Below are 11,483 nucleotides of genomic sequence, written 5' to 3' on the forward strand. Positions count from 1 at the left end.
CAGCCATACTTTATCGCGTGAAAAGTGGTCAGCTTGGACGAATTCCGGGGATGATTTCGGAAAAACAACTCGCCGGACTTTTGCCCCATTTGCAATAAAACTTGGGCAGCCGAAGAAAAAGCTCTTCGGCGTATGGCACAAAATTGTCACAATCGCGTTTGGTCGGGGTAATTAAAGATGACGTAATCGCATGATTTAATTGGTGGAGCCAAGCGGGATCGAACCGCTGACCTCTTGAATGCCATTCAAGCGCTCTCCCAGCTGAGCTATGGCCCCGATGCGGCGTAATATATGGATTCATGTCGGCGATGTCAAACATTTTTTGCATACACCCGGCCATCAGCAGCATGCGCTCAAAGGTCCACGACCATACCGTCATAGGCGGGAATGATCGTTTCCGGCAACTCCGCAGCCAACGTCGCATAATCAATATCATGGGTCATGTGGGTAAAAATGGTCCGCTCTGCGCCAATGCGCCGCGCCCAGTACAAGGCCTCTTCCACATTAAGATGGGTGGGGTGCTCTTCGTAATGCAAACAGTCAAGAATAAGGACTTTCAGCCCCTGCAACAGCATCAGGCTGCTATCAGGGATGGTTTTTAGATCGGTCAGATACGCCACGTCGTTAAAACGGTACCCGAGAATGGGCAGATGACCGTGCATCACGGGTATTGGTGTCGCCGCAACCCCACCAAAGGTCTGCGGCGATGCTATCCGGTGCATGGAGAGCGAAGGTTTCGCCCAAGTGATATCCGGCGGCAGAAAACAATAGCGAAACCGGGTTTCCAATTCTATTGCCGTGCGCTCATCCGCATGGCAAGGGATCACGGCCTTCTGCGCAAAATTGAAGGCACGCAGGTCATCGACACCATTGATATGATCGGCGTGAAAATGGGTATACAACACGGCACTCAGCATCTGCACGCCGGCGCGCAACATCTGCTGGCGCAGGTCCGGACCGGTATCCACCAGCAGATTGGTACCCCCATCCTGCACCAGAATACTGGCCCGCAGGCGGTGGTTGCGTGGATCAGCGCTGCAACAAACCGGGCAATGGCAGGCAATCGCTGGCGTTCCGGCACTGGACCCCGTACCGAGGAATACAATCTTCATGCCGCCACCGCGTGCTTAAACAGTGCGTGAAAATTGGCCGTGGTCTGCGCGGCGATATCCTCCAGCGTTTCGCCCCGCAACGCCCCGAGAAAGGCCGCGACGTGAGCGACAAAAGCAGGCTCGTTGCGCCGGCCACGTTGCGGCGCGGGTGCTAGATAAGGGGCGTCCGTCTCCACCAGCAGGCGATCCGCCGGCACCTTCCTGGCCACAGCCTGCAATTCAATGGACTTCTTGAAAGTCACAATGCCGGAAAAGGAGATATAAAAGCCCATATCCATGGCGGCCTTCGCAAAATCCCAGTTTTCGGTGAAACAATGGATGACGCCGCCGGCTGCCGCCGCCTCTTCGCTGCGCAGCATGGCGATGGTGTCTGCCGCCGCCGCACGGGTGTGGACGATCAGCGGCTTTCCCGTGGCCTTGGCGGCGGCTATATGCCGGGCAAATCGCTCCCGCTGCCAGGACAGATCCCCTTCACTGCGGAAATAATCCAAGCCGGTTTCGCCGACGGCCACCACTTTGTCAGACGCCAGGGCAGCGAGCAGAGATTCCCATTCCGGGGTCTCTGCTGCGGGTTCATTGGGATGCACGCCTGCTGCCGCCCACACGCCAGGGTACTCGGCAGCCAAGGCCCGTACCCGCGGCCAGTGCGCCTCGACGACCGCCGCAACCAGCACTTCTTGCACCCCAGCCGCCTGGGCGCGAGCCAGAATGCCAGCCCGATCGGCATCAAAATCGTCGAAATCCAGATGACAGTGAGAATCTACCAGCATGCGTTTTATGACCCTCTGGCGGATTCTGGCGAATTTTTTCTGCCCGATTGCTGGACGGGAGACAGACTCCGCCTCTGCCGGGCCGCCTCAAAGAGACAAATCCCGGTAGCGACGGATACATTCAGACTTTCGATAGATCCCAGCATGGGAATATGCGCCAGGTAATCGCAGTGCTCGCGAGTAAGGCGGCGCAAACCTTTCTCCTCCCCCCCCATCACCATCACCAGCGGTATATTCAGGTCGAGCGTATAAAGGCTCTGAACACCCTCCCCCGCCATCCCGACCAGCCAGAAACCCGCCTCTTGCAGAGCGGACAGGGTGCGTGACAGATTGGTCACCGTACAGACCGGAACGCGGGATGCCGATCCGGCAGACGCCTTGCGCACGGTGGCATTGACCGGGCAGGCATTATCCTTGGGCAGAATCACTGCATCGACCCCTGCCGCTTCCGCACTGCGCAGACAGGCACCGAGGTTGTGCGGATCGAGAACACCATCCAGCACCAGCAGGAAGCCACGGTCATCCAATTGCGCCAGGATCGTCTCGAAGTCCTGCCCGGAAAAGGCGCGCAGCAAGCCGCCCACGCCCTGATGCTTATCGGTATTCAGCCTCCGACCCAATGCCGTGCTCCGCCATTCATGCACTGGCAGGTGCTGTTCCGTGGCTTTTTGCAGTAAGGGCGCAACACGGTCATCGGTCCGCCGCTCAATCGCCACCCAGAGCTCCAGCAATTCTTCTGAATCCAGCGCGGCGCTGACGGCGTGGATACCATAGAGGGATTCTTCAGTCACCCGGCACCCCCGCCAACATTGTAAACACTTCAGGATTACGCTGGGAGGGTGGCACACAAGGCAGACCAACACGCGCAAAAGCCGCCGCCTCGTCTGGTGCCGGGGCCTCATCCCAGCCCGGCAAGTTGCGACATACCGCTACGAACTCGGCTGGCCCCGTATGGGCGATCTGCGCAAAACCCAGGGACTCGGTCGGGGCCTGATAAAATTTTACCCCGATACCTTCCCGACTCCGTGCCTCCCGCTTGCCGGAGACCAACTCCATAAACAGGGGACAGGCCGTAAGTGCAGCGTCCCACTCGCCGGGCGTCAACACGCCCTCGCGGAGAAACTCCAGACGCGGCAACGGCCATTCATCCCGTCGCAAGGGACCGGTACGCTGCAACTGCCATCCCTGTCCTGCAGCCCAGGCAAGAACGCGCGGCTCCAGATCCAGATACGCCGACAACGGTAGCGTCATGAACTGAGCGCAACCCGCAAGGAATCATCAAAATGCGTGATTATCATATAGACTTAGAAGCTGTCGAAAATATCGTCAACGATGTTGTCCGCCACCGCGAAACCCGCACCCAGACCCAGACCGGTCACGACATTACCCAGGAAACCGCTGCCCATACCCGGCTGCCCCTGCATGGGCGCATTCCAGGGACGCTGCTGTCCCATATTGGGGTTCATACCCCCCTGCCCCATCCCCTGCATCTGCATTTCCAACTGCTGGATATGCTGCGCCATCTGCTGCAGCATCATCCCCACATTCTGCTGTTGCTGTTGTAGGTTCATGGCCAGGCTGCGCAATTCCATATTGATCTCGCGTCCGGTCAAATTATCCGGTGCCATGGCATTCACCCGCCCAGCCACCTGTTGTAAGGCCTGCAGGTTGTTCTGAGTCTGTTGCTGCAACTGATTGTATTGTTGATCCAACATTGAGTAGTCCATGATACTCTCCTGATTTTACAAAGATAATACTCAAAGCTTGGGCGATTCTGTAAACCGCAGTGATCTGCGCGCTTACTCCTGTAAGCGAATGCGCCGCTCCCAGGCGCGCCATACCCCGCGCGCCAGCAGTACCAGAATAGGTCCGATAATCAGGCCGATCAAGCCGAAGGCCTCCGCGCCACCAAGAATACTGAAGAACACCAGAAAGAAGGGGGCCTGCGTCTGCGAGCCAGTGAGCAGTGGGCGTACCACCAGGTCCGCTGCGGTAATGACGATAAGCCCCCAGGCGAGAACAAGCAGACCGGCAATCCAATGCCCCGTAAAAGCGAGCCACAGGGTGGCCGCGCCAACTACGGCCGTGGCCCCAAAGGGAATCGGTGATATCAGTGCGGTAGCCACCAACCAGAGGGGCCACATGCTTAGGCCCGCAACAGCGTAAGCAATGCCGATAAACATACCCTCTACCACACCTACACCAATGAGGCCGATCAGCACCGAACGCGCCGCATCCCGGCAGGCGGCCAAGTAACGATCGCCACGATCACGACCCCAGAATTGTGTAGCCCCCAGGCGCAACGCTTCCGTGAGACGCTCACCATGCAGGGCCAGCGCAAACACGGTCAGCGCGGCAAAAAACGTATGCAACGTGAATATCCAGAGCTGACCCAGGGAATCGGTGATGAGGCCGGAATGCGCACTGAGCAGTGCGGAGAGATAGGCACCATTCAGCCCATGCAAATGGCTGAGCAACCAGTGACCGACGTAGGGAATCTGCATCACTCCCGGCGGTACATCGACAAGCGGACCACCTGACTGCCAGCGGGAGATGAGTAATACTACCTGGGGCAACACAGAATCGACAATAATGACCGCAGGAATAATGATGATCGCCACCCACGCCAGGGCGTGTATAAGCGAACCCAGCCAGCGCGGGAGATGAAAACCCCGCTCCAGTCGCAACTGCCAGGGCCAACCCACCGTCGTCAGCACCGCCCCCATCAGTAGAGGACCGGCGAATGGACTGAGAGTGTATGCGGCGCCAGCGTAAATCAGCAGCAACACGAACATGCCCCAGTTGGCGTAGTGTGATGGCTCTTGGCTTTTTTGCACCCTGTTTCCTCTGATATGCATCCACAATGGAGTGCAAAGCTACCATAGTGCCGTGCTGATGGAAATGCGCATAACCATCAGAAAAACCGACAAGATTGACCGGTCAGTGAACGTGAATACCGGCGCGATCCCAGACCGGTTCGACACCTTCGGGCAAGGCCGGCAGATGGCCGATGGCCGCATGACCAACATCCGGGCCGTGAAAGTCGGAGCCGACTGAACCCACCATGCCCAGTTGCTGTGCCAGACGCCCCAGGTGCTCGCGATCTCCGGCCACCTGGCTGCCGGAACAAACCTCAAGGCCGATGCCCCCCGCATCCCGGAACTCGGTGAGCAAGGTACGCAGCCGGTTACCACTGAGTTTGTAGCGGCCAGGGTGGGCCAGAACGGCAGATCCACCGGCCGCGTTGATCCAGCCAACCGCTTCGGTCATGGGAATCCAGTCGCTGGGCACGTAGGCCTTGCAACCGCGCCCAAGATACTTGCCAAAGACCTCATTCGCGTCTGCACAGTATCCCTCACGCACCAACCAGCGCGAAAAGTGGCTACGCCCCACCATACGACTGCCCGCCATCGCTCGCGCTCCGGCTTCTGCGTCAGGGATGCCGACATTTTCTAATAAACGTCCGATTTCCAAGGCACGCCAGTCGCGGAAGGCCATAATCCGACTCAAACCATCCTGTAAGATGCTATTCGCCGGATCAATGAAAAGACCAACGATATGGATGCCCTGGGTGTTCCATTCGCTGGAGACTTCAACGCCGGGGACCAGTTGAATATCCAGTGTCGTCGCCTGCACCCTGGCCTCCTCAAGCCCCGCGGTGTTGTCATGGTCAGTCAGCGCCATGACGCGCACCCCGGTTGCATGTACCCGCTGCACCAGGTCGGTGGGCGTCATGGTGCCATCGGAGGCCAGGGAGTGCATATGCAAATCAACAGGAGAAACGGGGTTAGCGTGCGACATGAGAAAATTCCTGAATTAAAAAGGATACCGCCAACTGCGGAATCCGGCACCATTCCGTGCTAGCATAACACGCTCAACTTCATCGGGCATATCGGAGGCAGCAGTGGCTCTCATCCTGGACATCTCAGGCGCACAGCAGCGCTTTGAACAATACGCCAAACCTATCCTTGGTGCTTTTGCCGAGAGCGGTATTGCCACCGGAGAGCAGATCACCCCGCCGATGATTGTGGACGCTCTGCGCCAGCTTTTCACGCTGCTGGCAACAGAGGTTGCCGCCTGGGACCCCTCACTGCCCGCCGACGAGCCGGAGCGCATCGGCGATCTGACCATCGGCCTGCTGATGGATCTCGCTACCTGGGCCGACCGTCTGGGCGAGCGTCAGGCGAAGACCGCCCTGGAAATGATCACCGTCAGCATTGCCGCATGGGTATGTAATCAACACGGCGCCATCCACACGCTGGAGCCTATCGTCAACGGCCTGGCCATTCTGGCCAATAGTCGCGGTGAGCCTGACGAGCTGCGTTCCCTGGCCCGGCTAATGGGCAAGGTGAAAGAAGCGGCATCCGCAGACTATGCCACCGATCTGGATGGCGCTGATCCGCACCGACCCTGGCGTATTCTGCTGCTGAACTGGGGCATCACGGCGACCCGTGCCCAGGACCCTACGGAAATGCGTAGAGCTTTTGCGGCACTCCTCCATCATTTGCCGGCTGACGCGGCACTCTTCTTTCAGGAAGGACGCCAGCAAGTGGCTCAGGGTGATTTTTCGGATGAGGTGAAGGCGGTCATGGATGAAGCGGCAGAAGGTGCCGGACGTAGTCTGCACTAAGTCGCCATAATATGGCCCGGATTGACGTCCAGGCCATATTACCTGTTCGCCCACGCAGGTCTCTGCCGTGGGCGCGAGGGCAACCGGTGCTCAGAGTTCTTTGCCGTGATGCGCCAGGAAGTCGGCCACGCCCTCACTGGTCGGCTTCATTCCCGCCTTACCCTTCTCCCACTGTGCGGGGCAGACTTCGCCGTGCTCTTCAGAAAATTGCAGCGCATCCACCATACGGATCATTTCGTCGATGTTGCGACCCAGAGGCAGATCGTTGATCACTTCGTGACGCACCACGCCTTCGCGGTCGATCAGGAAGGAGCCGCGCAGCGCCACTTCATCGTTGAGCAAAACGTCATAATTGCGCGCGATGCTCTTGGAGAGATCCGCCACCATGGGGAGCCGGATGTGACCGATGCCACCCTTCTCTTCCGGCGTGTTCTTCCAGGCCAGGTGGGTGAAGTGGGAGTCCACGCTACAGGCGATGACTTCAGTATTGCGGGACTTGAACTCATTCAGGCGATGATTAAAGGCGAGAATTTCAGACGGACATACAAAGGTGAAGTCGAGCGGGTAAAAGAACAGAACCGCATATTTGCCTTTAATATGCTGAGAAAGCTGAAACCTCTCGTTGATGCTATTATCGGCCATCACTGCGGGGGCCACAAAATCGGGGGCAGCTTTGCCTACTAATACGGCCATCGTAATTCTCCTCTGTTGAGATGACGGGATGAAGTCCAGATTTTTACTATAGCGAACTTTTCCTGATTTCGCCACGTACCTGATTGGCATGGATGCCTGCAAGCTCCCCTGTGGGCAGCACGCCCGCCTTAGGCTAGAATAGGCCCCCAGCCCGCCGGATGATTCCGGCCGTAGCCCATTGACTAAAACGTGAGGAGCCCGGCCCCCATGACATACGTGGTGACTGAATCTTGTATTAAGTGCAAATACACAGACTGTGTAGATGTCTGCCCAGTGGATTGTTTCCGTGAGGGGCCTAACTTTCTGGTCATTGACCCCGATGAGTGCATCGACTGCACCCTCTGCGAGCCAGAATGCCCTGCCGGTGCCATTTTCCGCGATGACGACCTGCCCGAAGGTCAGGAAGAGTTTGAGGAAATCAACGCCCGCCTCGCCAAGAGCTGGCCGGCTATTATTCAAAAGAAGGCGGCGCCCGAAGATGCCGACGCCTGGCTGGAAGTAAAAGATAAACGGGGTCTGCTCGAAGAGTGAGTGACGCTGGCGCGCCCGCCGCGTTGCGTTCTCCCAGCTTTCGCCGGCTCCTCGGCCTGGTCAGCGCGTATCGGGGCCGCATCTTTCTCGCCATGCTCTTCATGGTGATTTCTGGCGCGGCCACCGGTGGGGTGGCTTACATGATCAAGCCGGTCCTCGACCGGATATTCATCGACCGCAACGCCAGCATGCTCATCTGGCTGCCCCTGGGCGTCATAATGATCTACGCCGTCAAAGGTGGTGCCGATTACGTACAAGCCATCACCCTCGCCCGCGTCGAAGAAGACGTACTGCGCGGCCTGCGTGAACGCCTTTTCGCCCACACTCTGCGCCTGCCCCTGGGCACCCTCATCGATAACAGCCACGGCAGCACTCTGTCGCGGATGAGTCTGGACCTGACCTTGTTGCAGCAGGGCCTTTCGGTGCTGGCGCGTTTCTTCCTTTCCACCTTCCAGATTGTCGCGCTCATGGCGGTAGTGTTTTACATGAGCTGGAAGCTGGCGCTGATCAGCTTCATCACCCTGCCCATCGCCTTTTATCCCTTGATTCGTTTCGGCCAGAAGCTGCGCCGGCGCGGCGAGCGCCAACAAGAGCAGATGGGCCAGATCATGGACCAATTTTCTCAAAGCCTGCGCGGTGCCGAGGTGATCAAAAGTCAGGGTGGCGAGGGCTTTGAGGCGCAGCGCTTCGGCGTTCAGGCGCGTCACTACTTCGACCTGATGATGCAGATTGCCCGCGTCCAGAAGGCAACGGTTCCCATCATGGAAATGATTGCCGCGCTGGGTATCGCCATCATCATCTATCTGGGAGGCAGCCAGGTGGTGAACGGCGGAATGACGACGGGGGCCTTTTTCAGCTTTCTGACGGCGCTGGGTATGATCTATGAGCCTCTGCGCCAACTCTCCTCGGCCAACAATCAACTGCAACAAGGCCTTTCTGCCGCGGACCGGCTCTTCGCCTGGCTGGATCAACCGGCAGAAGCCAGCCAGCGCTCCCCAACGCCGCGTCCCTGGGGCACCTGGCAGTGCCACGATCTCAAGCTGCAATTGGGGAGCGAGGTGATTTTACGCGACCTCTGTATCACCCTTCCCCCGCTCACGACGACCGCCATCATTGGCCCCAGTGGCGGCGGCAAAACCAGTCTGGTACGGGTGATGCTCGGCTTATTGCCGCCCGGCGGCGGAGATATTACGGTAGCCGGACAGTCCATCCGCGATCTCCCTGCCGGCGATTATCGCGGCTATTTCAGCTTTGTCGCGCAGGAGCCGGTACTGTTCACCGGGACCGCCCTGAGCAATATCGCCTATGCCGATGCTCAACCCGATTATGAACGCGCCGAGGCGTCGGCGCGGCAAGCGCACGCCTGGGATTTTTTAGCCCCCATAGGGGGACTGGAAACGATGATCAAGGGCAATGGCGGCAATCTTTCCGGTGGCCAGCGCCAGCGGCTCGCCATCGCCCGGGCGCTCTATCTGGATCGCCCCGTGTTGGTCCTTGACGAAGCCACCAGCAACCTCGACAGCGAAAGTGAAGAACGCATCGCGGAAACCCTCAGCGCTCTCCATGGCCGGAAAACCATCGTCATCGTGGCGCACCGCCCGCGCACCACCCGCCTCGCCGACCAGATCATCCACCTGGAACACGGGCAGATCGTGACCGGCGAACAGGAACACGAGACAGCATAACGGCTTCAGAGGATCAGGAAACCTCTCGCAACATTTGCCGCAGAGCGGCCAAGGCCACAGACAGACGCCGATCACCATCGGCATCCGGTGTCGGACCGTAACGCTGGGCCACATAGATTTCACGCACGGCTTCCCGCTGATCCACTGGCAACCGCTGCCAGAACAAACTCTCCACCCCCGGTCGATCGTCTTTTAGTCCCACTGCACGCAAGGCGCGCACCGCGCGCTGGCGCCAATACCCGGCATCCTTACCCGCCCGATAGCGGCGCCACAGCATCCATGCCGTCAACAGCGAAACGCCAACCCCCACCAACCAGTAAGCCAGCGCAGCGTAGCGGTGCCAAACCGGCGCTTTCGGCCAGTGCGGCGTATCGGTAGAGGATGGCACCATCTGCATGATTTGCGCACCCGCCGACGCCCAGAGGGCGCGCTGTTTGGCCGGCGTCAGGTCGATAACCATATTGATCCACTGCCATTGCAACCAATCCCAGAGTTGTTGCACGCCAGGCACCACCGCGGGGGCTACCGTACCGGTATCGCTGCCCCTCTGGCCGGGTACCGTCAGTGCGGGCGTCGCATCCAGCCGCACCCAACCTCGTCCTGGTAGCCAGGCCTGCACCCAGGCATGGGCCATGCTCTGCCGCACAATCCAGTAGTTGCCCACCGGGTTGTACTCACCACCGTGATACCCCGTCACCACCCGTGCCGGGATACCATCCAGCCGGAGCAACAATGCGAGCCCCCCCGCATAGTATTCGCAAAAACCCGTATGGGTATGGAGCAAAAAATCTGCCATGCTTTGCCCATGGGGATAACCCGCTGGCGCCTGCAGGCTGTACCGGAAAGAAGGCCCATGAAACCAGTGCAGCAGGCGCTGCACCACCACCGTATCGCTGCCACCTGCAAAACGGGTCGCAAGCGCCCGTAGTTCCGGGCTCGTGTCAGCAGGTACCTGCAAAGCCGCGGCGCGCTCCGCCGCAGAGAGCACACGCGGAGCGGCAGGTGCAGACCAGACGATGTAGCGCATGGGCAAGCCGGGGGCTTTGTTCATACGCAAGACCCCATCCGCCTGCTGCCGGTAGGTGACTGGGATATTCAGACGATAGGGCGTCGCTAAAGCAAACAGATAATCACTGTTATCCGGGCTTAGAACGATTTCCTGTCGAACGCCTGTGGTTCTGGTGCCAACGCCTGCAGATACCGCACCCCGCACCCCGGCGGCCGGCGGATCCGGCAACCAATTCCGGCCCTCATCGCGCCAGAGGATCGCCCCCACCCAATACAAATGCTCCGAATCAGCAGGCTGCGGACTGATCTGTGCCCGAAAAGCCGTGGCGGAGTCGAGGGCCAGGCGGGTAATACGGTCTGGGGACAAATCGGCGCTGAAACCCGAATGTGCCACCCCCTGTGGCGGTGCCCAGGCCCAGAGCGGCGTCGGCGTGCGCGGCAACATCAGAAAGAAAATGGCCGCCACCGGCAACAGCACCAGCAGAAAAACCAGACTGAAGGCCAGCATGTAGCGGAAATCCCGCCAGCGCAGTCCTTCTGTGGTGCATTCCACCGCCGCATCGGCCAAGGGCTGCCAAAGCAATCCCAGCAGGGACAGATATAAAGCCGCCAACAGGAAAATGCCGAGCAGAATATCCACGCGCAGCCACGCGGCCACCCCCATGCCCAACAGCACCAATGCCGCCACCTGATAAAAGTCGCGCTGGCTGCGCATTTCCAATGCCTTGATGGCCAGTAGCACCAGCACCGCCTGACTGGCCATTGCCAGCCAGTTCCCCCATCCGGCCAGCAGTAACACCAGCACCAGCAGAAACAGGACCAACAGCAAGCGTTGCACCGCACTAAACCAGGGCAGGCGCCCCTGCCAGGCCCCATACAGTCCCAAACCGGTCGCCACGATCCAAACCCCTGTGGCCCAAAGGGCGACCTCCGAACCCAGCGCCAGGAGCATAAAGACACCCATCAATGCCGCCAGCAAGGAACCCACACACCGTGTGGGGAGTCGTAGCCCGGACATCATCAGCCGACCCCTCCTGGATGTGGCAAGCGCCGT

At 59.3% G+C, this 11,483-nt stretch carries 12 protein-coding genes and 1 tRNA gene; 3 read left to right on the forward strand and 10 right to left on the reverse strand.

The window, feature by feature from the left end; all coding sequences use genetic code 11:
• Positions 1-200 precede the first annotated feature (200 nt).
• From M7F93_RS09390 to M7F93_RS09425, 8 genes are all read right to left on the reverse strand, one after another.
• Positions 201-276, reverse strand: a tRNA-Ala gene (locus M7F93_RS09390).
• 77 nt (positions 277-353) lie between these two features.
• Complete coding sequence (locus tag M7F93_RS09395) at positions 354-1,112, reverse strand: MBL fold metallo-hydrolase (RefSeq protein ID WP_298172438.1); 759 nt, start codon at positions 1,110-1,112, stop codon at positions 354-356.
• Positions 1,109-1,882 carry a TatD family hydrolase gene (locus M7F93_RS09400; RefSeq protein WP_298172440.1) on the reverse strand — a complete coding sequence of 258 codons (774 nt, stop codon included), beginning with the start codon at positions 1,880-1,882 and terminating at the stop codon, positions 1,109-1,111. Before M7F93_RS09400 ends, M7F93_RS09395 begins: the two co-directional genes overlap by 4 nt.
• Before the next feature lie 5 nt (positions 1,883-1,887).
• Positions 1,888-2,673: a 23S rRNA (guanosine(2251)-2'-O)-methyltransferase RlmB gene (rlmB, locus tag M7F93_RS09405; protein ID WP_298172442.1), complete on the reverse strand. Its 786-nt coding sequence runs from the start codon at positions 2,671-2,673 to the stop codon at positions 1,888-1,890.
• Complete coding sequence (locus M7F93_RS09410) at positions 2,666-3,133, reverse strand: hypothetical protein (RefSeq protein ID WP_298172444.1); 468 nt, start codon at positions 3,131-3,133, stop codon at positions 2,666-2,668. Before M7F93_RS09410 ends, rlmB begins: the two co-directional genes overlap by 8 nt.
• 53 nt (positions 3,134-3,186) lie before the next feature.
• Complete coding sequence (locus M7F93_RS09415; protein ID WP_298172447.1) at positions 3,187-3,609, reverse strand: hypothetical protein; 423 nt, start codon at positions 3,607-3,609, stop codon at positions 3,187-3,189.
• 72 nt (positions 3,610-3,681) lie between these two features.
• Positions 3,682-4,719, reverse strand: coding sequence for an AI-2E family transporter (locus tag M7F93_RS09420; protein ID WP_298172450.1), 1,038 nt, complete (start codon positions 4,717-4,719; stop codon positions 3,682-3,684).
• A gap of 103 nt (positions 4,720-4,822) precedes the next feature.
• Positions 4,823-5,683 (reverse strand): PHP domain-containing protein, encoded by an 861-nt coding sequence (locus M7F93_RS09425; RefSeq protein ID WP_298172453.1) that lies wholly within the window; start codon positions 5,681-5,683, stop codon positions 4,823-4,825.
• 103 nt (positions 5,684-5,786) lie between these two features.
• On the opposite strand from M7F93_RS09425, the gene M7F93_RS09430 reads away from it, so the two are divergent.
• Positions 5,787-6,512 (forward strand): hypothetical protein, encoded by a 726-nt coding sequence (locus M7F93_RS09430; RefSeq protein WP_298172456.1) that lies wholly within the window; start codon positions 5,787-5,789, stop codon positions 6,510-6,512.
• A 90-nt stretch (positions 6,513-6,602) separates the two neighbouring features.
• Here the strand turns inward: M7F93_RS09430 and M7F93_RS09435 are convergent, their stop codons facing one another.
• Positions 6,603-7,205: a peroxiredoxin gene (locus M7F93_RS09435; protein WP_298172458.1), complete on the reverse strand. Its 603-nt coding sequence runs from the start codon at positions 7,203-7,205 to the stop codon at positions 6,603-6,605.
• Between the two features lie 207 nt (positions 7,206-7,412).
• On the opposite strand from M7F93_RS09435, the gene fdxA reads away from it, so the two are divergent.
• Together fdxA and M7F93_RS09445 are read left to right on the forward strand one after the other, a co-directional pair.
• Positions 7,413-7,736 carry a ferredoxin FdxA gene (gene fdxA / locus M7F93_RS09440; RefSeq protein WP_298172461.1) on the forward strand — a complete coding sequence of 108 codons (324 nt, stop codon included), beginning with the start codon at positions 7,413-7,415 and terminating at the stop codon, positions 7,734-7,736.
• Complete coding sequence (locus M7F93_RS09445; RefSeq protein WP_298172464.1) at positions 7,733-9,421, forward strand: ABC transporter ATP-binding protein; 1,689 nt, start codon at positions 7,733-7,735, stop codon at positions 9,419-9,421. The genes fdxA and M7F93_RS09445 overlap by 4 nt, the downstream gene beginning before the upstream one ends.
• Before the next feature lie 13 nt (positions 9,422-9,434).
• On the opposite strand, the gene M7F93_RS09450 is transcribed toward M7F93_RS09445, so the two are convergent.
• A partial coding sequence (locus tag M7F93_RS09450; protein ID WP_366144753.1) for a transglutaminase TgpA family protein occupies positions 9,435-11,483 on the reverse strand: 2,049 nt, incomplete at its 5' end.

The sequence above is a fragment of the Acidithiobacillus sp. genome, assembly GCF_027322205.1.
GTDB lineage: Bacteria > Pseudomonadota > Gammaproteobacteria > Acidithiobacillales > Acidithiobacillaceae > Acidithiobacillus.

What these genes read in the sequence shown, in the direction of transcription:
- M7F93_RS09435 (WP_298172458.1), bottom strand. Translation starts at nt 7,205, where the DNA reads ATGGCCGTATTAGTAGGCAAAGCTGCCCCCGATTTTGTGGCCCCCGCA.
- M7F93_RS09400 (WP_298172440.1), bottom strand. Translation starts at nt 1,882, where the DNA reads ATGCTGGTAGATTCTCACTGTCATCTGGATTTCGACGATTTTGATGCC.
- fdxA (WP_298172461.1), top strand. Translation starts at nt 7,413, where the DNA reads ATGACATACGTGGTGACTGAATCTTGTATTAAGTGCAAATACACAGAC.
- M7F93_RS09410 (WP_298172444.1), bottom strand. Translation starts at nt 3,133, where the DNA reads ATGACGCTACCGTTGTCGGCGTATCTGGATCTGGAGCCGCGCGTTCTT.
- M7F93_RS09415 (WP_298172447.1), bottom strand. Translation starts at nt 3,609, where the DNA reads ATGGACTACTCAATGTTGGATCAACAATACAATCAGTTGCAGCAACAG.
- M7F93_RS09395 (WP_298172438.1), bottom strand. Translation starts at nt 1,112, where the DNA reads ATGAAGATTGTATTCCTCGGTACGGGGTCCAGTGCCGGAACGCCAGCG.
- M7F93_RS09425 (WP_298172453.1), bottom strand. Translation starts at nt 5,683, where the DNA reads ATGTCGCACGCTAACCCCGTTTCTCCTGTTGATTTGCATATGCACTCC.